We start from the raw sequence: 23,254 nt of genomic DNA on the forward strand, positions 1-23,254 counted from the left end.
TGGTGGTTGATCCCGCGCTTCTGCTGATGGATGAGCCCTTCTCGGCCCTGGACGTGCTCACTGCGGAAACGCTGCGTACCGACCTGCTCGACCTGTGGAACGAAAGCAGAATGCCGATTAAATCGGTGCTGATCGTCACACATAACATCGAAGAGGCGGTATTTATGTGCGACCGCATTCTGGTGCTGTCATCAAATCCCGGCAAGGTCGTCACCGAAATCAAAGTGCCTTTCCCTCATCCCCGTCATCGTCTGGCCCCAGCCTTTCGCCAACTGGTCGATGACGTTTACGCGCGAATGACCGCGCGCCCGGTGAGCGGGCCGCTCAGAAAAGGACTCAAACCCGGCGCCGCGCTACCGCATGTTTCCACCAACCTGATCGCCGGCCTTATCGAAACGCTCTCCGCGGCGCCCTACCACGGACGTGCGGATATGCCGGACATTGCGCACTCCCTGCATCTGGAAGTTGACGATCTGTTCCCTATCGCCGAAGTTTTGCAGTTCCTCGGCTTTGCCGATATCCGCGAAGGGGATATTTTCCTGACGCCGCAGGCCAGGGTATTTGCCGAATCCGACACCCAGGCCCGTAAGGTGATGTTTGCCGACCACCTGCTACGCTACGTCCCCCTGGCGGCGCTGATCAAGAACGTTCTGGACGAGCGCACCGATCACCGCGCGCCGAGAGTGCGCTTCGAGCAGGAACTGGAGGACACGCTCGCGAATATCGCCGCCAAAGAGACGCTGGATACCGTCATCAACTGGGGACGCTATGCCGAGATATTTTCATATAACGACCAGACGGAAATCTTCAGTCTGGAAGACGTGGAGTTTTAACGCAGGTAGCGGCAGGCGGCCATCGCTATGCGCGTCCCCAACCGGCCACGATTATCAGCATGCCGCACAGCGCAATCGCCGCACCGGCCCAGTCGGTGAAACTTAAGCGAACGCCATCGACATAGCGCAGCCACAACAGCGCCGTCATCACATACACCCCGCCGTAGGCGGCATATACCCGCCCACTGGCCGCTGGATGCAGCGTCAACAGCCAGACAAACAGCGCCAGCGAAACGCCTGCAACCAGCAGTAGCCAGGCGCTGGCGTCCCGTTTCAGCCAGAGCCAGGGAAGATAGCAGCCGAGGATTTCGCAGATAGCCGTCGCAAAAAACAGCAGGGTCGTTTTGAGTATGAACAAAATTAAATCGCTCTCCGGGGCAAGGTGCTTAAGGATAAATTAATATTAAAAAGTGAAGAATCGTTTTTTGTATTCGTATTCTCATGTCGGAGGAAAATGAAGTGAGTCTCGACAGAATGGCGAAAGTGGTGCTGCGACGTCAGGGTATTGGCGTTAAAGAAAAAGTGGTCCGATTCCGGGGCGTCACTCTGGTGTTTCGCTTTAACCAGCAGGGTTACGATATCTTCATCAACGGCAAAAAAGTGCACGAAGTCAAAACCACCGATATCAACGAAGCCGTTCGCATCTACAAAACCACCCTCAGCAGCGCCTGCTGATCCCCGCCGCCCCTCATTGTTGGTTGAAATCGGGTTTAGTTTCCGCGGGCAATAATACCCGTTTGCCAGGTATGCCGTACCGGTGAGTTGTAGTAGACTCTGGCCGTGGGATTACCGTATTTCATCACCCAAAAGGAAACAACAATGAAAGTGACTTTTAGCAAACGCCTGTGCCTGACGGCAATGCTAACACTGGGTGCTATCGCGTACACGGCATCTGCCTCTGCAGAGACCAGCAAACTGGTTATCGAATCGGGCGACGGCGCCCAGAGTCGTCAGAACGCCGCGATGGACAAGGAGCAGTGGAACGATACCCGGGCATTACGCCAGAAGGTCAATACGCGCGCCGAGAAAGAGTGGGATAAGCACGACGCGGCCTTTGACTCTCGCGACAACTGCGAGCAAAGCGCCAACCTCAACGCGTACTGGGAGCCAAACACCCTGCGTTGTCTGGATCGTCGTACCGGTCGCCCGCTTGCCCCCTAATCCCACAGGGCGTTACGACGCCCTTTCCGCTTATTTCCCCTAATAAGGATGTCCCCATGGCCAACGCTTATACCGTTAAGCTGCGCCCACTGGAGCGCGAAGATCTCCGTTTTGTTCACCAGCTCGATAACAACGCCAGCGTGATGCGCTACTGGTTTGAAGAACCCTACGAGGCGTTTGTTGAACTTTCCGACCTCTACGACAAGCACATCCATGACCAGAGCGAACGTCGCTTTGTGGTGGAGTGCGATGGCGAAAAAGCCGGGTTGGTCGAACTTGTCGAAATAAACCATGTTCACCGCCGCGCGGAATTCCAGATAATCATCTCCCCGGAGCATCAGGGAAAAGGCCTCGCATCGAAAGCCGCACAGCTGGCGATGGATTACGGTTTTACCGTTCTCAACCTGTACAAACTCTATCTGATTGTCGATAAGGACAACGAGAAAGCGATTCACATCTATCGCAAGCTGGGGTTCCAGGTGGAGGGAGAGCTCATCCATGAGTTCTTCATCAACGGCGAGTACCGCAATACTATCCGCATGTGCCTGTTCCAGCATCAGTACCTGGCGGAACACCGTCCCGCCAGTCACGCGATACTAAAACCCACGGCTCAGTAGTATTCGATGTCGTTTTTGATGGCGTAATGCTGCGTGACCGCTGGCGTTACGCTGTCATCCACCATATCGAGCTTACAGCTGACCGGGTTGTCATGGCTGTCATACTCGCAGCGCTGCGTCACCTTACCGAGGGCTTTGTCGTTCAGAGAGCTGACGGCGGTGTAATCCATTTTCTTACGCACATCGTTGCCCGGCGTCATGACGATACTCAAGGTGTCACCGTCCACGACCGAGGTTTTACCCAACGGATAACCTTCGGCGTCATACTGGTAGGTCACCTTTAGCGTCTTGCTGTGAGAAGCCACCACAAAGCCGTTATCGTCAGTATCCCAGGTGATCCCGGCAGAAGGTAATGCCGCCAACTGGCATTTCCCCTGCAGCAGAATGCGTTTTTCCTGTGTTCTGCCGTCAAGATAGTAGTTCGCATCCAGCACCAGCAGCGCGCCGGTGTTGTTTTCAAGATCGTGCATTTCTATCTGGTCAAAGCAGCCTTCCGCAGACACCCTCGCGCTGACCCGCTTGGTCTCTTTACCCTGCTCATTCACCAGCGTCTGGGTAAAACTTTTCACTGGCCCACGCAGGGGATCAAAATCAAACTCATTTGAAAAGCTCGCCATCTCAGGCGTATAGGCGACCGGCGGCGACGCGTTGTCGCACGCACTCAGCAGCACCATCAGCGGGAGCACCAACAGCCGTTTTTTCACATACCATCCTTCACTGGGGGATTTTTCTCAATCATATTAGCAAATACAGCGATTTACACTATTAATGCTATGCTTTTATCTCTACTCTGCGAAAAGGCAATGCTAAGGAGATGCTTATGAAAAAGACGCGTTGGCTGTTAGCCCTTTTGCTGGCAGGCGCTATGCCCGCCCTCGCGGCGCCGGAGTCCTGTGAGCGGGTAAAGGATGAGATTCAGCAGAAAATCATCAGTAACGGCGTACCGGAGTCCGGTTTTACACTGGAGATTGTGCCCAACGATCAGGCTGACCGTGCGGATGCCCAGGTTGTCGGCCATTGCGCCAACGATACCTTCAAGATCATCTATACCCGCACCGATAACGATCAGCAGTAACAACCTTCAAATGAAAGATATTATCCCTGTTTTGACCAGGGATAATATCTCACTACCCCTATCTGAGTAACATCGCTCCATCATTTTCCTGGCATCTGCCGGGCATTTTACATGGCTGGAGTGCACAATGTCTGAACACGAACTCCACGGCGGTATCAGCCGCCGTTCTCTGATCAAATCCTCAGCTATCGGTTCACTGGCGCTGGCCGCAGGAAGCCTCTCCCTGCCCTTTAGCCTGCGCAGTGCGGCGGCGGCCGTCCAGCAGGCGACCGCGTCGCAAGATAGCGTTGTCTGGGGAGCCTGTTCCGTAAACTGCGGCAGTCGTTGCGCCCTGCGCCTGCACGTCCGGGATAATGAGGTGTACTGGGTTGAAACAGACAATACCGGTGATGACGTCTATGGCGATCACCAGGTTCGCGCCTGCCTGCGCGGACGCTCAATCCGCCGGAGAATTAACCATCCCGAACGTCTCAACTACCCGATGAAACGCGTCGGCAAACGCGGCGAAGGCAAATTTGAACGAATAAGCTGGCAGGAAGCGCTGGATACGCTTTCCGGCAGCCTGCAACGCATCGTCAGCCAGTACGGTAACGAAGCGGTGTACATCAACTACTCCTCCGGCATTGTCGGCGGCAACATGACCCGTTCGTCGCCCTATGCGTCGTTGGTCGCGCGCCTGATGAACTGCTACGGCGGTTATCTCAGCCATTACGGCACCTACAGTACGGCGCAAATTGCCTGCGCGATGCCCTACACCTACGGTTCGAACGACGGCAACAGCACCTCTGATATCGAAAACAGCAAGCTGGTGGTGATGTTCGGCAACAACCCGGCGGAAACCCGCATGAGCGGCGGCGGTATTACGTATTTTCTTGAACAGGCGCGCGAACGCTCCAATGCCAGAATGATCGTTATCGATCCGCGTTATACCGATACCGCCGCGGGACGTGAAGATGAGTGGGTGCCCATTCGCCCGGGCACCGATGCGGCGCTGGTCGCAGGCATCAGTTGGGTGCTGATCGATGAAAATCTCGTCGACCAACCGTTCCTGGATAAGTACTGCATCGGCTACGACGAGAAAACGCTGCCGGAAGGCGCGCCAGCCAACGGTCATTACAAGGCCTATATTCTCGGCCATGGCGATGACGGCATCGCCAAAACGCCCGCCTGGGCCTCGCATATCACAGGGATACCGGCAGACAAAATCATCCAGTTGGCGCGGGAGATAGGCAGCGCCAAACCGGCGTATATCTGCCAGGGTTGGGGACCGCAGCGCCAGGCTAACGGCGAGCTGACCTCGCGCGCCATCGCCATGCTGCCAATTCTCACCGGCAATGTGGGCATCAGCGGCGGCAACAGCGGCGCCCGTGAATCCACCTATACCATCACCATTGAGCGTATGCCGGTGCTCAACAACCCGGTGAAAGCCAGCATCTCTTGTTTTAGCTGGACCGACGCCATCGTCCGTGGGCCGGAAATGACCGCGACTCGCGACGGCGTACGCGGTAAAGACAAACTCGATGTCCCCATCAAGTTCATCTGGAACTATGCGGGCAACACCATCATCAACCAGCACTCCGACATCAACAAAACTCACGATATTTTGCAGGATGACAGCCAGTGCGAAATGATTGTGGTGATCGACAACTTTATGACCTCATCGGCGAAGTATGCCGATATCCTTTTGCCGGACCTGATGACCGTTGAGCAGGAGGACATCATCCCGAACGATTACGCAGGCAACATGGGGTACCTGATTTTCCTGCAACCGGTCACCGCGCCGAAATTTGAGCGTAAACCTATCTACTGGATCATGAGCGAAGTGGCGAAACGCCTTGGCCCGGACGTCTATCAGAAATTTACCGAAGGGCGTACGCAATCACAGTGGCTGCAGTATCTGTACGCCAAAATGACCGCCAAAGACCCGCAACTCCCCACCTACGACGCGCTGAAAGCGATGGGCATTTACAAGCGCAAAGACCCCAACGGGCATTTTGTCGCCTACAAAGCGTTTCGTGATGACCCTGACGCCAACCCGTTGAAAACGCCGTCAGGCAAAATTGAGATCTATTCGGCAAGACTTGCGAATATTGCCGCCACCTGGCAACTGGCGAAGGACGAAACCATCAGTCCGCTGCCGGTGTACGCCCCCACCTTTGAGGGTTGGGATGACCCACAGCGTCGCGACTATCCGCTACAGCTGTTCGGCTTCCACTACAAAGCACGAACCCACTCCAGCTACGGCAACGTCGACATACTGCAGGCCGCCTGCCGACAGGAGGTGTGGATAAACCCGGCAGATGCCGCCAGACGCGGCATCGCCAACGGTGATATGGTGCGCGTTTTCAACGCCCGCGGTGAACTGCGTATTCCGGCCAAAGTGACGCCGCGCATCATGCCCGGGGTCAGCGCCATGGGCCAGGGCGCCTGGCACAACGCCAGCATGAACGGCGATCGTATCGATCACGGCGCTTGCATCAACACACTGACGACACACCGCCCCTCTCCGCTGGCGAAAGGCAACCCCCAGCACACCAATCTGGTGGAAATTGAGAAGGTCTGAGATCATGGTTACACTCCGGAGACGGGAAACGCCCGCCTCCTTCGTTTTGTGGAAATAACGTTATGACAACACGCCAACAAGGCGATGCTTTCGCTTTTACCGCCCGCATTCTGGGCGCCCTGTTTTATTTTGCGCCCGACAGCGAACAGGCCGCACCGCTGGTCAGCGCGTTTACCGACGGTTCCTGGACCGAACAGTGGCCGGTTGCGCTACCAGAAGCCGACGCGCTTGCCGCACGCTTTCGCGCCCCCTGCGACGAAACGCTGCCTGAAGCTTTCCAGCGCCTGTTTGTCGGACCGTGGGCGCTGCCTGCGCCGCCGTGGGGCTCCGTCTGGCTGGACCGGGAAAACGTGCTGTTTGGCGACTCTACGCTGGCGCTGCGTCAGTGGATGCGCGAGAACGGCATCGCCTTTGACAGTGCGCAAAACGAACCAGAAGACCACTTCGGTACCTTACTGATGCTCGGTGCCTGGCTGCGGGAAAACAGCCGGGACGACGCCTGGCAACAGCTGATGGCCTGGCACGTTCTGCCATGGGCGAACCGCTTTTTACAGACGTTCGTACTGCACGCCAGTCACCCATTTTATCTGGCACTGGGTCAACTGACGCAACATACCCTGCAGGAATGGCAGTCGCAGTTGCTGATCCCGGTAGCCAAGAAAACGCTGTTCCGTTAATCCTGCTGCGCCTGCGGGCAGGCGCAGTGGTTTGCATAGTACGTGACAACGTCACATATTAAACATTTTCCCTGTTCGGCATTTTTCGCTTTTGCCAACTCACCGGTTTCCACTCACAATACGGTATCACTCTGATTAATCGCTGAAACTCATGCAACGTCTTCATGCCTGGCCCGACATTCACGCCATGTTCCGCCGCCTGCTGATTGCGGTCATCCTCGGTATCCTTGCCGCGCTGGCTGTTGCGCTGTTTCGTCATGCGATGCTGGTGCTGGAATGGCTGCTGCTCAGCAACGATAGCGGCAGCCTGGTGAACGCCGCGGCAAGCCTGCCAGGATGGCGGCGGTTTCTGACTCCGGCGCTCGGAGGGTTGGCGGCAGGCACCCTGCTCTGGGGCTGGCAACGCTACACCCGGCAACGCCCTCAGGCCCCCACTGACTACATGGAGGCGCTGGAAACCGGCGACGGGCAATTCGACTATGGCGCGAGCCTGGTGAAATCGCTGGCGTCCTTGCTGGTGGTTGTGAGCGGCAGCGCTATTGGTCGTGAAGGGGCGATGATCCTGCTGGCCGCACTGGCAGCCTCCTGGTTTTCCCAGCGTTTCACTCCCAAATCCGAATGGAAACTGTGGATAGCTTGCGGCGCTGCCGCGGGGATGGCCAGCGCCTATCACGCGCCGCTGGCGGGCAGCCTGTTTATCGCTGAAATACTCTTCGGCACGTTGATGCTCGCCTCACTCGGTCCGGTGGTTGTCGCGGCAGTGGTCGCCCTGCTCACCACCAACCTGCTGAGCGGCGGCCCGGCGCTGCTGTACAACGTCCATATGGATGCGCCGCTGACCGCCGCTAGCTACGCATTGATGCTGGCGACGGGTCTGCTGGCCGGGTTGTGCGGTCCGCTGTTTGTCTGGGGTATGAGCGTCAGCCACTCGCTGTTTTTGCGCCTCAAACTCTCCCCGCCGTGGCAGTTGGCGCTTGGCGGCGTTATCGTTGGGCTGCTGTCGTTGTTCACCCCCGCCGTCTGGGGCAACGGCTATAGCGTGGTGCAGGGCTATCTGCTGACGCCGCCGGTCTTTGCTGTCATTGCCGGGGTATTTGTCTGTAAGCTGCTCGCGGTGCTGGCCAGCAGCGGCTCCGGCGCACCCGGCGGCGTCTTCACGCCGACCCTGTTTGTCGGTATGGCGGTCGGGATGCTGTTCGCACGCCTCTGGGGGCTGTGGCTGCCGCACGACGACGAGGTGGCGATACTGATGGGGCTGACGGGGATGGCGACGCTACTGGCGGCAACGACGCACGCGCCAATCATGGCAACGCTGATGATTTGCGAAATGACCGGGCAGTATACGCTGCTGCCCGGCTTACTGATGTCCTGCGTGGTGGCGTCGGTGTTGTCGAGGACGCTACGCCACGACTCTATCTACCGTCAGCATGTCACCGAACATCGCTAAATCGATGTACTGGCTCAGCTCACGCTGCTCGGCGCGCGGCAGATACGGCAGCTCGCCGACCAGCGGTCCCGGCAGTTTCTTGCTCAGCACCTCAATGATTTCGGCGTAGTGCGCCAGCCCCGGATTGATACGGTTCGCCACCCAACCAATCAGCGGCAGACCGTCATTGGCGATAGCCTGAGCGGTCAGCAACGCGTGGTTAATGCAGCCCTCCTGGATCCCCACCACCATCAGCACCGGCAGTTGTTCCTGCACGACCCATTCAGACAGCGGACGCAGATCGTTCATCAGGCTGCGCCAGCCGCCGGTTCCCTCAACCACCACGTGATCCACCCGTCCGCTGAGCGTGCTCAGCCCGTTGGAAAGCAACGAATAGTTGATTGGGCAACTGTGCGCGACGCTGCTCTCCTCTTCACTGAGCGCGATCGGATTGACTTCGTCATAAGACAAGGCCGATGTCGAAACGCTTTGCAGCACCAGCGCGTCTTTATTGCGCAGACCGTCCGGCGTTTCTTTGCTGCCCTTAGCGACAGGCTTGTACCCTGCCACGCTTTTTCCGCTGGCAGCGAGCGCCTGAAGCAACGCGCGGGACACGACTGTTTTTCCAACAGAAGTATCAGTACCGGTAATAAAGAAACGCTTAAGCATAGCTAACTCCACAACAACACAAGTGAAATATCAATAAAAGTAATAGTTCAGTGTGGTGAAAGTCTACGTGATGCCTAAACGGGCAAAATTGAGATAGCGCAATTTTTCAGTTAACAGTGAAAAAATGTTAACCCTGTAACAGTCTGATGAGCAACGATCCGTTATAGAGCGCATCTTTTACCAGCGCGGCGCCGGTCATCGTGCCCCGATTGAGAAACTGGGTGCTCTCCACCGCAATGTGTTGACTGTAGGCCGGTAAGGATTGCTGATGGATGCAGGCGCTGATGGCGGGAAACAGGATTTCAGACGCCTGGTTAAATGGCGAACCAATAAGAATTTTTTGCGGATTAAATAAATTCACCATAATGGCGAGAATGCGGCCGACGTGGGTACCCACGCCGCTGATGATGTCCTTTGCCAGCAGGTCGCCCAGCAGCGCGGCCTGGCACAGCCACTCCACCGTCAGCGGCTGCTGATGCAGCATAGAGCTCATCGACTGTTTCATCCGCACCTGGGTAAGCTCCATGACGCTCTCAACGCTGGCGATGGTTTCCAGACAGCCGTGGTTGCCGCAGTAGCAGCGCTTACCATAAGGATCGACCTGGGTATGGCCTATCTCGACCAGGCTGCTGCTGCCGGCATGCAGCAGGCGACCATCGGTAATAACGCCTGCGCCGACGTTATGGTCAATCACCACCTGAATCACATCCCGCGCGCCGCGAGAGGCGCCGAACAACGCTTCGGCCATCGTCCAGGCGCTAATGTCATGCTGAATGTAGACCGGCACGCCGGTTCGCGACTCCAGCGCGTTACCAAGGGGCATCTCTTTAACATCGTCATAGAACGGCATGCGGTGAACGATGCCGTTTTCCGTATCAATGATGCCCGGTAGCGTGATAGCGATAGCCGTCAGCCTTTCAAGCTTCTGCTGATGGCGAATAAAAAATGCATCGATATGCTGTATAACACGGTCCAGGAACGGCTGCGGCGACTGGAGCGGGAGGTCCTGCTGCTCTTCAACCACCAGCTTGCTGCTGAGGTCACGCAGCGCGAGGTTAATTTCTCCCCGGCTGATACGCAGCGACAGATAGTGCCAGGCCTCGGTCTCGACCATTAATCCGACCGCCGGGCGACCGCGACTGCCCGGTTCCTGGATTTCGGTTTCCTGAACCAGGTGGGCTTCCAGCATTTCGCGGACGATTTTCGTAATGCTGGCGGGAGCAAGCTGGGCAAGGCGCGAAAGGTCAATACGGGACACCGGGCCGAGCTGATCAATAAGGCGATACACTGCCCCGGCATTGGTCTGCTTAATTTGATCAATGTGCCCTGGTTGACTTTCAGCTACCACCGCGGACTCCCTTATTTTCGCGCTTCGAAATAATCTTGGCGCTATGGTGAAGCACTTCAACACCCGTCGTCAAATTTTTGCTTAGCCTTGTGATTTGCTGCACATAATTTCATTCATTTACGCCAAAATTGTGCACATTCGCAGCGGCCAACAGTTGCTGACGAAAACGCGTCGCCGACTGGCTCATTTCGTGGTGTTTTGCCCATACCAGCCACATCTCCGACACCGCGTCCTGTTCCATTATCGGCAGCCAGCGCATTTCATTGAGCTGAACGCGCTTAAACGATGCAGGAAGGATGGAGACGCCAAGCCCAGCGGCCACCAGGCCGATGATCGTCATCGCCTCGCCTACCTCCTGAGTGATCACCGGCGAGCCATAGCGGCGCAGCAGGCCCAGGATATCGTCATACAGCCCGGTGCCGACCTGCGGGTCAAAAAACACCATCGGCTCCGTCACCAACTGCGCCAGACTGACCTGCTGCTGAGCGGCCAGCGGATGGTCGCGATGGATCATCGCCAACAGCGGCTCGCGCAGGATAATTTGCCATTCGAGCGTGTCCGGAAGTTGTGTTTTGCGCATCAGACCAAGATCCAGCGCGCCTTCGTTGAGCGGTGCTATCTGCTCGCGGGTATTGCTCTCCCGCGTCTGAATATGCACATCCGGGTGTTGGCGGCGAAACAGCGACAGCGTGTCGGAGACCGCTTTAATAAACGGCGCGGATGAGGTAAAGCCGATGCGCAGCTCGCCGGTCTCGCCCTGATGGAGCCTGGCGGCGCGGGCCGCACTCTCCTCCACCTGCATCAGGATCTGCTGGCAATCGGCCAGAAACTGCTTTCCGGCTTCGGTGAGGCTGACGCTCCGGTTGGTGCGCGCCAGTAGCCTTGCGCCAATTTCGTTTTCAAGCGTTTGAATTTGCTGACTTAATGGCGGCTGAGAGATGTTGAGCCGGGCGGCGGCGCGACCAAAATGCAGCTCCTGGGCAACCGCCACAAAATAGCGCAGATGACGCAATTCAATATTCATATGTTTAAAGTATCATTTGAGATTATTAATATATTAGACAGAATATTTACAATTTCCTACTCTGATTCTGTGACCTGTGTCGTCTTCTTTATTCGCTGTTTTCACCAAGGATCTGCCCGTGAGTCGTACAACCACCGTTGATAATGTTCCGCCAACCACGATCAACGATACCCGCCCTGCCCAGCCGGGCCTGTTTATCCAGCGCGGTACTCCCCAGTTTATTCGCGTCACCCTGGCGCTTTTCTCCGCCGGTCTGGCGACCTTTGCGCTGCTCTACTGCGTCCAGCCGATTTTACCGGTACTGTCGAACGAGTTTGGCGTGTCTCCGGCCAACGCCAGTGTTTCGCTTTCCGTCTCCACGGTGCTGCTGGCGGTCGGGCTGCTGTTTACCGGCCCGCTTTCTGACGCCATCGGCCGCAAGCAGGTGATGGTCACCGCGCTGCTGCTGGCTTCATGCTGCACCCTGCTCTCGACCCTGATGACCAGCTGGCAGGGAATTCTGATCATGCGCGCCCTGATTGGCCTGTCGCTGAGCGGCGTGGCGGCAGTGGGCATGACCTACCTGAGTGAAGAGATCCACCCAAGCTTCGTCGCCTTTTCGATGGGGCTTTATATCAGCGGTAACTCCATTGGCGGGATGAGCGGACGCCTCCTCACCGGGGTCATCACGGATTACTTCGGCTGGCGCGCCGCGATTGCGGTTATCGGCTGCTTTGCGCTGGCCGCCGCGCTGATGTTCTGGCGCATTCTGCCCGACTCGCGCCATTTCAAAGCGACATCGCTGCGCCCGAAATCGCTGCTGATCAACTTCCGCCTCCACTGGCGCGACCGCGGGCTGCCGCTGCTGTTTCTGGAAGGTTTCCTGCTGATGGGTTCCTTCGTCACGCTGTTTAACTACATCGGCTATCGCCTGATGATGTCGCCGTGGTCGCTGAGCCAGGCGGTGGTAGGCCTGCTGTCAGTCGCCTACCTCACCGGTACCTGGAGCTCGCCGAAAGCGGGTGCCATGACGCAGCGCTATGGGCGTGGTCCGGTGATGGTCGCGTTTACCGGCGTCATGTTGTTTGGCCTGCTGATGACGCTGTTCTCATCGCTGTGGCTCATCTTCGCCGGAATGCTGCTGTTCTCGGCAGGGTTCTTCGCCTCCCACTCCGTCGCCAGCAGTTGGATTGGCCCACGCGCTCGCCGCGCCCGCGGACAGGCGTCGTCGTTGTATCTGTTCAGCTACTATCTCGGTTCCAGCATTGCCGGTACAGCAGGCGGCGTATTCTGGCACAACTACGGCTGGAACGGCGTCGGCGGGTTTATCGCACTGATGCTGATTCTCGCCCTGCTGACAGGCAGTTTTCTGCACCGACGCCTGCGCTAACTCACGGAGAATGCCCGCATCTGCGGTAATGCTTGTCAGTTAAGCTCTGCGGGTCATTCCGTTCACCTTATGACCTGCTGATTCTCTCACTTCACATCCCGTTCAGGCGGAGAAGAAGCCGGAGGGAACAGTTCCACCCTTTTTTCAAAGGCGGTCTTTAAAGCAAAGTAATGAATAAAAATTCATTACTTTGCTTAACTGAGTGACATTACGCATCTGCGGGCATTTCTATCTAACTGTTAAGCCAATACTCAAGGGTAATCTCCGCGTTCAGCACCTGCGAAACCGGACAACCGGCCTTCGCTTTCTGGATTATGCCGTCGAACGTTGCGGCATCGACATCCGGTACCGCAATGCGGCTTTCCAGCGCCACTTTCGTAATTGCAAAACCTGACGCGGTTTTATCCAGCGACACCGTCGCGGTGGTATCGATCGCGGTGGCGGTAAAGCCCGCCTCGCTCAACATCAGCGATAGCGCCATCGAAAAGCAGGCGGCGTGCGCCGCGCCGATGAGCTCTTCCGGGTTCGTCCCTTTCACGCCCTCAAAACGGGTATTAAAGCCGTAGGGCTGCTGGTTCAGCGCCCCGCTCTCAGTGGATACCGTCCCTTTACCGCGTTTGAGATCCCCTTCCCAGTGCGCCTGTCCTTTCTTGTGGATAGTCATCATGTCACCTCTTTGGCTTAACCGTGGGAAGTAAAGTATAGAACGTGGGTCAGGGGTGAGGTGACGTCACCCCCTTGCTGAAAATACAGTGGCCGACGCTCAAAGATGAGAGCTCGCTGGCGCTAAGCGCGAAGATCAACAAAGGTGAAATGAAATGGTAAAGACGCTTAATCTGGCGTACTGGCGTTGCTATTTCGGCAGAGATGGCCGAGTATCATAGCTGCATCAACATTCAGCGATGCACTATGGGGTTACATTCCGCCCGGCCCCGTCGGGCCAGTCCTTGAAACCAGAAGCAGGATTAAGGAGTCAGAATGAAATCGAACCGCAAGGCACGTCATATCCTTGGCTTAAACTACAAGCTGTCTAACCAGAAGAAGATGCTGATCGAAGGCGACGCAGAAACAATGCTTAATCATACTCATGCGACGGGCCGTAAACGCCGCGCATAAATGTTATCCGCGCCATGCCAAACCCCGCTTTTGCTGTGCGGGGTTTTCTTTATTCTTACATATCTCGCGCCAGCACCTGTCAATCATTAATTAATTTTATTAAAAAATATCGTTTTAAAAAATATATTGCCGCTATTTTTCAGTGAATCGGAATACGCAAACACGTTAAAATATGATAGCCGCATGGTCGGTACGCTCATCAACACCAAAGGACGATAAGATGGATCGCACGCTCGACAAACATCACACATTCCAGAATGGAGTAATCGAACTCTCCAATTTTCCATTATCCGGTAAAGCCAGCGCTGAAATAAAACAAGAGTACAGACGTCTCGCGAATATACTTTACCCGTTGTTCGGCATTAGCCCTGGACAGCTGTACGACCGCCTGGAGTCTGGCCCAACGGAGCAGGACGTCGCCACACTTGAGGCCTTGCTGTTTATCAAGCGCGCCGGGCATATGAACCAGTTTATTGGAATGAAGATCATGTAATTAGCACCGGGAGTCACACCAGTGACTCCCGCGCCCATAAAAAAATACCCGATGCCGGCGACAGCATCGGGTGAGGTGGCATTATACTATTGTAGTTATATTAATGATGATGCTAAGCAATTGTATAACTCTATTTAAACCCAGAGTTTCTTTTAAAATAAATCAACAACAGCCTGGCATCTTCACTAAAAAAACCTCCCTGGCCAATCGGACGAACTCCAGGGAGGAGTCTACTAGAGTCAATAATTAGGAAAGAACTACTACTGGCCCTGTATCGCTACAGGCAGGATGTATATTAATAAGCACAATAAAATATCATTAAGCATTATGTGCTTATTTATTCAAATTGAATGAATAATGTTTTTATATTTTAAAATAGTTCGGGTTATTACAGCTATTATCGGAATATCTCTACCACGCTGTATGCGTCTGGCCGCACATGCAACACTTACTTCACAACAAAGATGCTGTTTTTTTACTTTAACATCCTTTCTGACGCCCCTTTTTGCTGACACTTGTTTTATACTCTGCCCCGCCGCCGTACCCGCCCGGCCAGATTGCACCCGGTGCAGGTCGGGAGTGATGACAAAGGAGTGAGTAAGATGCTACTTAACCATAAAAAAAACCGTTCGCTTTACATCCCCTATGCAGGTCCTATCCTGCTGGAATTCCCCCTGCTGAACAAAGGCAGCGCGTTTAGCGTCGAAGAGCGCCGCAATTTCAACCTGCTGGGTTTGCTGCCGGAAGTGGTCGAGACCATTGAAGAACAGGCAGAACGCGCCTGGATCCAGTACCAGGGTTTCAAAACCGAGATTGATAAACATATCTACCTGCGCAACATACAGGATACCAACGAAACCCTTTTCTACCGTCTGGTCGAGAATCACCTCGACGAGATGATGCCAGTGATTTACACCCCAACCGTCGGTGCCGCCTGCGAGCGCTTTTCAGAGATCTACCGCCGCGCTCGCGGTGTATTTATCTCCTACGAAAACCGCCACAATATGGACGACATCCTGCAAAACGTGCCGAACCATAACATCAAGGTTATCGTAGTCACCGACGGCGAACGTATCCTCGGCCTGGGCGATCAGGGCATCGGCGGAATGGGGATCCCTATCGGCAAGCTCTCCCTCTACACCGCTTGCGGCGGGATAAGCCCAGCGTATACCCTGCCGGTAGTCCTGGATGTCGGCACCAATAACCAGCAGTTGCTTAGCGACCCACTTTACATGGGCTGGCGCCATCCGCGCATCACCGACGATGAGTATTACCAGTTTGTGGATGACTTTATCCAGGTGGTAAAACACCGCTGGCCGAATGTGCTGCTGCAGTTTGAAGATTTTGCGCAAAAGAACGCCATGCCGCTGCTCAACCGCTATCGCGATGAAATTTGCTCGTTCAACGACGACATTCAGGGCACCGCCGCCGTCACCGTCGGCACGCTGATCGCCGCCAGCCGCGCGGCAGGCAGCCAGCTGTGCGACCAGAAAATCGTTTTCCTGGGCGCAGGCTCCGCCGGGTGCGGTATCGCCGAGCAGATCATCGCGCAGACCCAGCGCGAAGGGCTGAGCGAAGAGCTGGCGCGCTCTCGCATCTTTATGGTCGATCGCTTCGGTCTGCTCACCGACCAGATGCCAAACCTGCTGCCGTTCCAGAGCAAACTGGTGCAAAAGCGCGACGGCCTGGAGCACTGGGACACCCGTGAAGACGTTCTTTCTCTGCTGGATGTCGTGCGCAACGTTAAGCCGGATATCCTGATTGGCGTTTCCGGTCAGACCGGTCTCTTCACCGAAGAGATCATCCGCGAAATGCACAAGCACTGTCCGCGGCCGATCGTCATGCCGCTGTCCAACCCGACCTCCCGCGTGGAAGCGACGCCGCAGGATATCATCGCCTGGACCGAAGGCCATGCGCTGGTCGCGACCGGCAGCCCGTTCGACCCGGTGGTGTGGAAAGACCAGACGTACCCCATCGCCCAGTGCAACAACTCCTATATTTTCCCGGGCATCGGGCTTGGCGTGATCGCCGCTGGCGCCTCGCGGATCACCGACGAGATGCTGATGTCTGCGAGCGAAACGCTTGCCAAACACTCACCGTTGGTGAACAACGGCGAAGGTCTGGTGCTGCCAGCGCTTAAAGACATCCATAAAGTCTCCCGCGCGATTGCTTTCGCGGTCGGCAGAATGGCGCAGCAGCAGGGTGTCGCGATGAACACCTCCGCCGATGCGCTGCAGCAGGCGATTGACGACAACTTCTGGTTGCCGGAATACCGCAACTACCGCCGTACCTCCGTCTGATGTTCATCAGGACCTACGTTTCTTCGTAGGTCCTGTTCCCTGCGACTGGTCAATGCCCCTTTTCCCCGCTACACTCGCCTCACCCATTAACTTGATGAATATATAAGGAGGATCCCATGCTGTACTGTGAAATGTTTGATGTTTCACATACATTGGGTGATCGCCTCTGCTCAAGCGTTATCGATATCGTGCTGCGATAACGGTGGCTTGAGCGAAGAACCCCACCCATAACCCCTTCTCTCGGGCTTATCAGGTTATCGTCAGCGAAATTTGACGAGGCATATTTCTGCCTGTAACACTTGAGTAAGTTCACATGAGCACATTACTGACTGCACAAGCGCTGTGCATGGAAACGGCTTTTGGTCCGTTATTTTCCTCTCTCTCTTTTACCCTGAAAAAAGGCGACCGCGTCGGGCTGATTGGCTACAACGGCTGCGGCAAAAGCACCCTGCTGAAATTGCTGGACGGCACGCTGTCCCCCTCGACGGGCGCCGTTTCCCTTGCCCGTCACTGCCAGTTGGGCCGCGTGGAACAGCATTTGCCGGAACACCTCAGCGAATTAACGCTACTGACGACTGTGCTGGCACAGTTGCCCTCTCAGGAGCGCGAGCTTCAGCGCTGGCGCGCCGAAGCCTTACTGGCGGAAATGGGTTTTCGCCCGGAAGAAACCGCGCTGACGGCGGCAACGCTGAGCGGTGGTCAGCACACGCGTCTACTGCTGGCGCGAACGCTTATCCGCCAACCGGATCTGCTGCTGTTGGATGAGCCAGGCAACCACCTTGATCTGCCCACGCTGCTATGGCTGGAGCGTTTCCTCAAAGGCTGGAACGGAAGCTTTATTCTGGTATCCCACGACCAGCAGCTACTGGACCACGTCACCAATACGAGTCTTATCCTGCGCGATCGTCGTCTGCACGCATTTTCTCTGCCCTGTAGCGCCGCTCGCCAGGCGCTGGCGGCACAGGACGAGAGCGATGCGCTGCGGTTTAAAGCCGAGCAGAAAGAGATAGACCGCATTACCGCCAGCGCCAGGCAGTTGGCCACCTGGGGTAAAGTCTACGATAACGAAGGACTTGCCCGAAAAGCCAAACAGATGGAAAAACAGGTCGAGCGGCTTACGGAAAACCAGACTGACGTGACCACTGGCAGCCAGTGGCAGCTGATACTGCGCGGCGACGCGCTACAGGCCGACCGGCTGCTGGAAATGGAGAACCTCGCGGTGGCGCCCGCGCCGGGCTTACCGGCGCTGTTCACCACCGGAGTGGCTCGGCTGAAATCCGGCGATCGCGTAGCGTTGATCGGCCGTAACGGCTGCGGGAAATCCTCGCTGCTGCGGCTTATCTGGCAGAACGTCAGGAAGGCGCAGTCCGACCCGGCGTTGAAAATCCACCCGCGGGTGGACATCGGCTATTACGATCAGACGCTGCGCCAGTTGGCCGATGACGCCACGCTGTTTGACGCCCTGTTCCCGTTCGCGCCCGCGCCGGAAGAACGCAAAATGGCGCTGATCAGCGCAGGTTTCCCGTGGAGTCGACACAGCCAGCGGGTAGATTCACTGAGCGGCGGCGAGCGCTCAAGGTTGCTGTTCGTCGGGTTGACGCTCGCGCGCTACAGCCTGCTGATGCTGGATGAACCGACCAACCACCTCGATATAGAAGGGAAAGAGGCGCTGGCGCAGACGCTGCGCGCGTTTTCCGGCGGCGTCCTGCTGGTGAGCCATGACCGCCATCTGATGGCGCAAAGCTGTAACCGCTTCTGGTTAATCGATAATGGTCAACTGGAGGAGTGGCATGATGCGGATGCGGCCTGGGAGCGCCTGCGAGACGGTGCTGACCGTGTTGCCGCCACGCCCGGATGTGTCGGGGAACGACCAGCCCCCACCGGCGATCCCGAGGATCTCCTGGAGACGCTGGTGGCCCTTGAATCGCGGCTGGCAGACGATCTGGCGCGTAAACCGAAACATCAGAAACCGCAGCTACAGGCGCAGTGGCGTAAGGAAATAGACGCCCTTAACGCCCGGCTCGAACAGCAATAACCCTGCCAAACAGGCGCCCTCATGGCGCCTGTTTTGTATTCCCCGCTTAAACTACACCTTTTAAAATCTTTAACTTTTCTTATGTTTCACGGCGTAACCCACCGCACAAAACTGCCAATAAATTATTACATTATGTTGCAGTGACCTTGCATAACATCGCCAATACATTAATTCTTAAGGAGTATGGCGTATTTTCTATACACCACAGCGCCGGGTGGTTATGGCGCTTACCTGCTATGCAGAATCCATCATGAACAAGGAGATACCAATGAAGGCTGCAGTCGTCACAAAAGATCATCAGGTTGATGTTACCGACAAAACGCTGCGTGCGCTGAAACACGGCGAAGCGCTGTTAAAAATGGAGTGTTGCGGCGTATGCCACACCGACCTCCACGTCAAAAACGGCGATTTTGGCGATAAAACCGGGGTCATTCTGGGGCATGAAGGTATTGGGGTCGTACAAGAAGTGGGTCCAGGCGTCACCTCGTTGAAAGTGGGCGATCGCGCGAGCGTGGCCTGGTTCTTCGAAGGATGCGGCCACTGTGAATACTGCAACAGCGGCAATGAGACGCTCTGCCGTACCGTTAAAAATGCCGGATATTCCGTAGACGGCGGCATGGCGGAAGAGTGTATCGTCACCGCGGATTATGCCGTAAAGGTGCCGGACGGTCTGGATTCCGCCGCGGCAAGCAGCATCACCTGCGCGGGCGTCACCACCTATAAAGCGGTAAAAATGTCCCATATCAAGCCGGGACAGTGGATTGCCATTTACGGCCTGGGCGGCCTTGGCAACCTGGCATTGCAGTACGCAAAAAACGTCTTTAACGCCAAGGTCATCGCCATTGACGTTAACGACGCTCAGTTGCAGTTGGCCGCCGAAATGGGCGCTGACCTGACCATCAACTCGCGAAATGAAGACGCGGCGAAAGTGGTACAGGAAAAAACCGGCGGTGCCCATGCGGCGGTAGTGACTGCCGTGGCGAAAGCGGCATTTAACTCCGCAGTCGATGCCGTACGCGCTGGTGGTCGGGTGGTCGCCGTCGGCCTGCCGCCGGAGGCCATGAGCCTGGATATCCCTCGTCTGGTGCTGGACGGTATTCAGGTTGTCGGCTCGCTGGTCGGCACCCGTCAGGATCTGACCGAAGCGTTCCAGTTTGCCGCCGAAGGCAAAGTCGTACCGAAAGTCACCCTGCGCCCGTTGGGCGATATCAACGCCATCTTCAAAGAGATGCAACAGGGTCAAATCCGTGGCCGCATGGTGATTGATTTCCGTCACTGATTTTCCGGCCATCTTCCCTCTCCCGGCGCCGGGAGAGGGTCACAAAGCAGCAACATAATTTTCGCGATTCCGTTCCGGCACGATTACACTTCAAAGTGTTACCTCAACAATCCCAACATCCTCCACAGAAGAAGAGATAGCCATGGGAAACAAAAAGAAAACCAACGTCATCGCAGACACGACTGTACTCCCCACAATGAAAGCCAAAGCGTATGAAAAAGAGCTACGACGCCTCCATGTGGAACTGGTCAAGCTGCAGCGGTGGGTTGTGGCGAAAGGGCTCAAAGTCTGTATCGTCTTCGAAGGCCGTGATGGCGCTGGTAAAGGCGGAACCATCAAAGCGATTACCGAACGCGTCAGCCCCCGCGTATTCCGCGTCGTCGCCCTTCCCGCACCGACGGAGCGCGAAAAGAGTCAACTTTATCTCCAGCGCTATATCCGTCATTTGCCTGCGGCGGGTGAAATCGTGATTTTCGATCGCAGCTGGTACAACCGTGCGGGTGTTGAACGGGTGATGGGATTTTGTACCGATGAACAGGTCGAGAAATTTCTCGACGGCACGCCGCTCGTTGAACGTTCGATGGTGGAATCCGGCATTATCCTGCTCAAATACTGGCTTGAAGTTACCCCAAAAGAGCAGGAGCGTCGCCTGCGTGACCGCATCGATGATGGCAGGAAGATCTGGAAGCTGTCGCCGATGGACATCAAATCGTTCAATCTGTGGGATGAATACACCCAAGCGCGCGACGCCATGTTCGCAGCCACCGACACCGCCTGGGCGCCCTGGTTCGTCGCCCGTTCCGAGGATAAAAAGCGCGTTCGGCTGAATATTATTTCGCACCTGCTCTCACATATCCCCTATAAAGACATACCGATGGACCCGGTGAAATTGCCAAAACGGAAAATCGGTAAAATTAAACTTGTCGATTACCCTTTCCGCTTTATTCCTGAGCTTTTTTAACCGGGGGGAACCCCGGTTTTACTTAGCGATAAAAAAGGAACGCGTCTCACAAATCATTGTTAAATTTTCATGTTGTTTGTTTTTATTTAGAACCATCGCCGCAAATAACAAGACATAAAAAAAAGCATATTGTTTTTTAGTTTTGCAGGATGATAATGTCCTCTCTAACACTGGAGGGTATGATGAAATCAACGACGACGAACAACCATGACGCGCAACCGTGCAGTACGCCAGGGGTAAAACACTCAGCGCTCACACCAGAGCAGCGTGAGGATCAGCGCCAGTATGATAAAGAATTTATACATGTAATGAATGAGTTCATTGCAAAAACAGAGCTGTTATCCGACGATCCATTTTTCGGAGGAATTTAATGTGTCGTCAGTTTGATCTTTACCGTAACCCATCAGTAAGGACCAGTACAGCAGCCCTATCTCATGGTTATCCAGCATGATTATTACAACGACTTATCCACTCGACTCATTGCACCACTCAGCTACCAGCGTTCACTGGCGGGTTATTATCATCCAATAACGCCGCTGATTGTAATAGATTTCCAAAAGTTATTCCTGTTTACACCGGGAATAACATCCGTCGATAAGAAGAGATTAAGTAGTCAATATTTTGTATGTAATCTGAGAAATGCACGTTCCCGCGTCATTGGTGCGATTGATGCCCTCGTGACCAACATTTGAATTGCCCGGTGTTACCACCTGTCAAATCCGGTGGACTCAGAGTATGGCGCTACGCCGTAGCGCCATGCCAGACAGACCGTTAGCGGATCCCTTCAGTACTCTCTTTCTTCGCCTCCAGACGTTCGACGTCACGGTACCAGCGCGGGTGATGCTTCTTCGCCCAGCGACGGCTCACCTTCCCTTCAACCATCCCCTTGATCGACCCTTTCACCCAGAACGCCATATACATATGGATAAGAATGGCGTGGATCAAAATGATGGCCGAGGTCGCGTGAATCAGCAGACTGTAGCGAATGACCTGAATCGGAAAGTACGGGGCAAACCAGGGCCGCCAGATAATGACGCCAGTCATCAGCAGCACAAAAATCATGCTCATGATGGTCCAGAACATCATTTTTTGCCCGGCATTGTATTTGCCAACGCGCGCCACTTTGTGCTCGTTACCCTTCAGCACGTCGACAATGCCCTTCAACCACGGAATATCCTGTTTATCCGGGATATTGTGGTGTACGAAGCGGACGAACATCACCATCAGCGCGATAAAAATCACCACGCCGAAAAATGGGTGCAAAATACGCCCCATCTGCGGCGTACCGAAGGTTTCCGTCAGCCACTGTAGCGTTGGGAAGAAAAACGCAATTCCCGACAGCGCCACCAGGAAGAAGCAGATCACCACCGTCCAGTGGCAAGCCCGGTCGATAAACGTCGTACGTACGATCATTTTCGATTTATTCATCATGCTTATCCTCCTCGTCATCATCGGCTTCCTTGTTCGGCCCGATACCGATGTAGTGGTAAATCAGCCCGGCAAAGGTGGCGATAAATCCGGCGGCGGCCAGCGGCTTCAGCGCCCCTTTCCACAGAGTGATGGAGGTATCAATCGCCGGATCCTTCGGCAGGTTGTGGTACAACGCTGGCTGGTCGTTGTGGTGCAGCACATACATCACGTGCGTTCCGCCCACGCCCTGCGGGTTATAAATACCCGCATTTTCATAGCCGCGCGCTTTCAGCTTATCCACGCGCGCCTGCGCCACCTCCAGCATCTCCTTTTTGGTGCCAAAATGAATGGCGCCTGTCGGGCAGGTTTTTACGCAGGCAGGCTCCTGCCCGACGCTGACGCGATCCACGCACAGGGTGCACTTATAGACCCGGTTATCCTCTTTATTGAGGCGCGGAATATTAAACGGGCACCCGGCGATGCAGTAGCCGCAGCCGATACAGTTGTCCTGCTGGAAATCGACGATCCCATTGGCATACTGAATAATCGCTCCGGCAGAGGGACACGCCTTCAGGCATCCTGGATCGTCGCAGTGCATACAACCGTCTTTACGAATCAACCACTCCAGCCTGCCGTTCTGACAGGTTTCGCTAAAACGCATCACCGTCCAGGATTTGGCGCTCAAATCCGCCGGATTATCGTAAACTCCAACGCAGTGTCCCACCTCGTCGCGGATATCATTCCACTCAGAGCAGGCCACCTGGCAGGCTTTGCAGCCCACACAGGAGGAGACATCGATAAGCTTGGCGACTTCCGCCTTGTCATCCCGCGCACGCGGCGCGGGGGTTATCGGATTGGTCGCGGAGCGCTTAATAATGTCTTGTGTTTCCATCGCCAT

25 protein-coding genes are annotated in these 23,254 nt (G+C 55.6%); 17 read left to right on the top strand and 8 right to left on the bottom strand.

The features are described 5' to 3' along the window. Positions 1–833: AAA-associated domain-containing protein (locus JO226_RS01695; RefSeq protein ID WP_293481847.1), on the top strand; the 833-nt coding region annotated here is incomplete at its 5' end. Between the two features lie 25 nt (positions 834–858). Here the strand turns inward: JO226_RS01695 and JO226_RS01700 are convergent. Further along, a complete protein-coding gene (locus JO226_RS01700; RefSeq protein WP_293481899.1) occupies positions 859–1,185 on the bottom strand; it encodes a YnfA family protein in 327 nt (108 codons plus the stop codon). A gap of 107 nt (positions 1,186–1,292) precedes the next feature. On the opposite strand from JO226_RS01700, the gene JO226_RS01705 reads away from it, so the two are divergent. From JO226_RS01705 to speG, 3 genes are all read left to right on the top strand, one after another. Then, the gene (locus tag JO226_RS01705; protein WP_293481849.1) at positions 1,293–1,508 is read left to right on the top strand and encodes a hypothetical protein; all 216 of its coding nucleotides are present in this window, start codon (positions 1,293–1,295) and stop codon (positions 1,506–1,508) included. Positions 1,509–1,652: 144 nt separating this feature from the next. Continuing rightward, the gene (locus JO226_RS01710) at positions 1,653–1,994 is read left to right on the top strand and encodes a DUF1283 family protein (RefSeq protein ID WP_293481851.1); all 342 of its coding nucleotides are present in this window, start codon (positions 1,653–1,655) and stop codon (positions 1,992–1,994) included. A gap of 56 nt (positions 1,995–2,050) precedes the next feature. Next, positions 2,051–2,611: a spermidine N1-acetyltransferase gene (gene speG / locus JO226_RS01715; protein ID WP_293481853.1), complete on the top strand. Its 561-nt coding sequence runs from the start codon at positions 2,051–2,053 to the stop codon at positions 2,609–2,611. Here the strand turns inward: speG and JO226_RS01720 are convergent. Continuing rightward, complete coding sequence (locus JO226_RS01720; protein WP_293481855.1) at positions 2,605–3,315, bottom strand: YnfC family lipoprotein; 711 nt, start codon at positions 3,313–3,315, stop codon at positions 2,605–2,607. The two genes, speG and JO226_RS01720, sit on opposite strands and share 7 nt — an antisense overlap. Before the next feature lie 116 nt (positions 3,316–3,431). Here JO226_RS01720 and JO226_RS01725 point away from each other — a divergent pair, with 116 nt between their 5' ends. From JO226_RS01725 to clcB, 4 genes are all read left to right on the top strand, one after another. After that, a complete protein-coding gene (locus tag JO226_RS01725) occupies positions 3,432–3,686 on the top strand; it encodes a DUF1161 domain-containing protein (RefSeq protein WP_293481857.1) in 255 nt (84 codons plus the stop codon). A 127-nt stretch (positions 3,687–3,813) separates the two neighbouring features. After that, on the top strand, positions 3,814–6,249 hold the full coding sequence (ynfE, locus tag JO226_RS01730; RefSeq protein WP_293481859.1) for a selenate/tellurate reductase subunit YnfE: 2,436 nt from the start codon (positions 3,814–3,816) through the stop codon (positions 6,247–6,249). Between the two features lie 62 nt (positions 6,250–6,311). After that, the gene (gene dmsD / locus JO226_RS01735) at positions 6,312–6,926 is read left to right on the top strand and encodes a Tat proofreading chaperone DmsD (protein WP_293481861.1); all 615 of its coding nucleotides are present in this window, start codon (positions 6,312–6,314) and stop codon (positions 6,924–6,926) included. 151 nt (positions 6,927–7,077) lie between these two features. Then, positions 7,078–8,373 carry a voltage-gated ClC-type chloride channel ClcB gene (gene clcB / locus JO226_RS01740; protein WP_293481863.1) on the top strand — a complete coding sequence of 432 codons (1,296 nt, stop codon included), beginning with the start codon at positions 7,078–7,080 and terminating at the stop codon, positions 8,371–8,373. On the opposite strand, the gene bioD is transcribed toward clcB, so the two are convergent. The 3 genes from bioD to JO226_RS01755 form a co-directional block, all read right to left on the bottom strand. Next, the gene (gene bioD, locus JO226_RS01745) at positions 8,326–9,021 is read right to left on the bottom strand and encodes a dethiobiotin synthase (protein WP_293481865.1); all 696 of its coding nucleotides are present in this window, start codon (positions 9,019–9,021) and stop codon (positions 8,326–8,328) included. The two genes, clcB and bioD, sit on opposite strands and share 48 nt — an antisense overlap. A 127-nt stretch (positions 9,022–9,148) precedes the next feature. Then, complete coding sequence (mlc, locus tag JO226_RS01750; protein WP_293481867.1) at positions 9,149–10,369, bottom strand: sugar metabolism global transcriptional regulator Mlc; 1,221 nt, start codon at positions 10,367–10,369, stop codon at positions 9,149–9,151. 109 nt (positions 10,370–10,478) lie between these two features. Then, positions 10,479–11,393 carry a LysR family transcriptional regulator gene (locus JO226_RS01755; RefSeq protein ID WP_293481869.1) on the bottom strand — a complete coding sequence of 305 codons (915 nt, stop codon included), beginning with the start codon at positions 11,391–11,393 and terminating at the stop codon, positions 10,479–10,481. Between the two features lie 118 nt (positions 11,394–11,511). Here JO226_RS01755 and JO226_RS01760 point away from each other — a divergent pair, with 118 nt between their 5' ends. Next, positions 11,512–12,762 (top strand): MFS transporter, encoded by a 1,251-nt coding sequence (locus JO226_RS01760; RefSeq protein ID WP_293481871.1) that lies wholly within the window; start codon positions 11,512–11,514, stop codon positions 12,760–12,762. A gap of 232 nt (positions 12,763–12,994) precedes the next feature. Here the strand turns inward: JO226_RS01760 and JO226_RS01765 are convergent, their stop codons facing one another. Beyond that, on the bottom strand, positions 12,995–13,426 hold the full coding sequence (locus tag JO226_RS01765) for an OsmC family protein (RefSeq protein WP_293481901.1): 432 nt from the start codon (positions 13,424–13,426) through the stop codon (positions 12,995–12,997). Positions 13,427–13,740: 314 nt separating this feature from the next. Here JO226_RS01765 and sra point away from each other — a divergent pair, with 314 nt between their 5' ends. The 8 genes from sra to JO226_RS01805 all read left to right on the top strand — a co-directional run bounded on the left by sra (position 13,741) and on the right by JO226_RS01805 (position 21,638). Beyond that, a complete protein-coding gene (gene sra, locus JO226_RS01770; protein ID WP_293481873.1) occupies positions 13,741–13,878 on the top strand; it encodes a stationary-phase-induced ribosome-associated protein in 138 nt (45 codons plus the stop codon). Between the two features lie 220 nt (positions 13,879–14,098). Further along, complete coding sequence (locus JO226_RS01775; protein WP_293481875.1) at positions 14,099–14,371, top strand: hypothetical protein; 273 nt, start codon at positions 14,099–14,101, stop codon at positions 14,369–14,371. Positions 14,372–14,973: 602 nt separating this feature from the next. Then, positions 14,974–16,671 (top strand): NAD-dependent malic enzyme, encoded by a 1,698-nt coding sequence (locus JO226_RS01780; RefSeq protein WP_293481877.1) that lies wholly within the window; start codon positions 14,974–14,976, stop codon positions 16,669–16,671. Positions 16,672–16,984: 313 nt separating this feature from the next. Beyond that, entirely contained in the window at positions 16,985–18,706 is a 1,722-nt protein-coding gene (locus tag JO226_RS01785) for an ABC-F family ATP-binding cassette domain-containing protein (RefSeq protein WP_293481879.1), read from the top strand. Between the two features lie 268 nt (positions 18,707–18,974). Beyond that, positions 18,975–19,985 carry an alcohol dehydrogenase AdhP gene (gene adhP / locus JO226_RS01790; RefSeq protein ID WP_293481881.1) on the top strand — a complete coding sequence of 337 codons (1,011 nt, stop codon included), beginning with the start codon at positions 18,975–18,977 and terminating at the stop codon, positions 19,983–19,985. Between the two features lie 142 nt (positions 19,986–20,127). After that, positions 20,128–20,946 carry a polyphosphate kinase 2 gene (ppk2, locus tag JO226_RS01795; protein ID WP_293481883.1) on the top strand — a complete coding sequence of 273 codons (819 nt, stop codon included), beginning with the start codon at positions 20,128–20,130 and terminating at the stop codon, positions 20,944–20,946. A gap of 179 nt (positions 20,947–21,125) precedes the next feature. Then, positions 21,126–21,317, top strand: coding sequence for a hypothetical protein (locus tag JO226_RS01800; protein ID WP_293481885.1), 192 nt, complete (start codon positions 21,126–21,128; stop codon positions 21,315–21,317). A gap of 63 nt (positions 21,318–21,380) precedes the next feature. Beyond that, positions 21,381–21,638 (top strand): CcdB family protein, encoded by a 258-nt coding sequence (locus tag JO226_RS01805; RefSeq protein WP_293481887.1) that lies wholly within the window; start codon positions 21,381–21,383, stop codon positions 21,636–21,638. A gap of 79 nt (positions 21,639–21,717) precedes the next feature. On the opposite strand, the gene fdnI is transcribed toward JO226_RS01805, so the two are convergent. After that, positions 21,718–22,374 carry a formate dehydrogenase-N subunit gamma gene (gene fdnI, locus JO226_RS01810; RefSeq protein WP_293481903.1) on the bottom strand — a complete coding sequence of 219 codons (657 nt, stop codon included), beginning with the start codon at positions 22,372–22,374 and terminating at the stop codon, positions 21,718–21,720. Next, a complete protein-coding gene (fdxH, locus tag JO226_RS01815; RefSeq protein WP_293481889.1) occupies positions 22,367–23,254 on the bottom strand; it encodes a formate dehydrogenase subunit beta in 888 nt (295 codons plus the stop codon). The genes fdnI and fdxH overlap by 8 nt, the downstream gene beginning before the upstream one ends.

It is taken from the genome of Pluralibacter sp., from assembly GCF_019237635.1.
In the GTDB taxonomy this organism is placed as follows: domain Bacteria; phylum Pseudomonadota; class Gammaproteobacteria; order Enterobacterales; family Enterobacteriaceae; genus Enterobacter_B.

Coding starts and splice junctions, on each gene's coding strand:
- JO226_RS01710 (WP_293481851.1), top strand. CDS start 1,653: ATGAAAGTGACTTTTAGCAAACGCCTGTGCCTGACGGCAATGCTAACA.
- speG (WP_293481853.1), top strand. CDS start 2,051: ATGGCCAACGCTTATACCGTTAAGCTGCGCCCACTGGAGCGCGAAGAT.
- JO226_RS01725 (WP_293481857.1), top strand. CDS start 3,432: ATGAAAAAGACGCGTTGGCTGTTAGCCCTTTTGCTGGCAGGCGCTATG.
- ynfE (WP_293481859.1), top strand. CDS start 3,814: ATGTCTGAACACGAACTCCACGGCGGTATCAGCCGCCGTTCTCTGATC.
- dmsD (WP_293481861.1), top strand. CDS start 6,312: ATGACAACACGCCAACAAGGCGATGCTTTCGCTTTTACCGCCCGCATT.
- clcB (WP_293481863.1), top strand. CDS start 7,078: ATGCAACGTCTTCATGCCTGGCCCGACATTCACGCCATGTTCCGCCGC.
- bioD (WP_293481865.1), bottom strand. CDS start 9,021: ATGCTTAAGCGTTTCTTTATTACCGGTACTGATACTTCTGTTGGAAAA.
- JO226_RS01755 (WP_293481869.1), bottom strand. CDS start 11,393: ATGAATATTGAATTGCGTCATCTGCGCTATTTTGTGGCGGTTGCCCAG.
- JO226_RS01765 (WP_293481901.1), bottom strand. CDS start 13,426: ATGACTATCCACAAGAAAGGACAGGCGCACTGGGAAGGGGATCTCAAA.
- sra (WP_293481873.1), top strand. CDS start 13,741: ATGAAATCGAACCGCAAGGCACGTCATATCCTTGGCTTAAACTACAAG.
- JO226_RS01775 (WP_293481875.1), top strand. CDS start 14,099: ATGGATCGCACGCTCGACAAACATCACACATTCCAGAATGGAGTAATC.
- JO226_RS01780 (WP_293481877.1), top strand. CDS start 14,974: ATGCTACTTAACCATAAAAAAAACCGTTCGCTTTACATCCCCTATGCA.
- JO226_RS01785 (WP_293481879.1), top strand. CDS start 16,985: ATGAGCACATTACTGACTGCACAAGCGCTGTGCATGGAAACGGCTTTT.
- adhP (WP_293481881.1), top strand. CDS start 18,975: ATGAAGGCTGCAGTCGTCACAAAAGATCATCAGGTTGATGTTACCGAC.
- ppk2 (WP_293481883.1), top strand. CDS start 20,128: ATGGGAAACAAAAAGAAAACCAACGTCATCGCAGACACGACTGTACTC.
- JO226_RS01800 (WP_293481885.1), top strand. CDS start 21,126: ATGATGAAATCAACGACGACGAACAACCATGACGCGCAACCGTGCAGT.
- JO226_RS01805 (WP_293481887.1), top strand. CDS start 21,381: ATGGTTATCCAGCATGATTATTACAACGACTTATCCACTCGACTCATT.
- fdnI (WP_293481903.1), bottom strand. CDS start 22,374: ATGAATAAATCGAAAATGATCGTACGTACGACGTTTATCGACCGGGCT.
- fdxH (WP_293481889.1), bottom strand. CDS start 23,254: ATGGCGATGGAAACACAAGACATTATTAAGCGCTCCGCGACCAATCCG.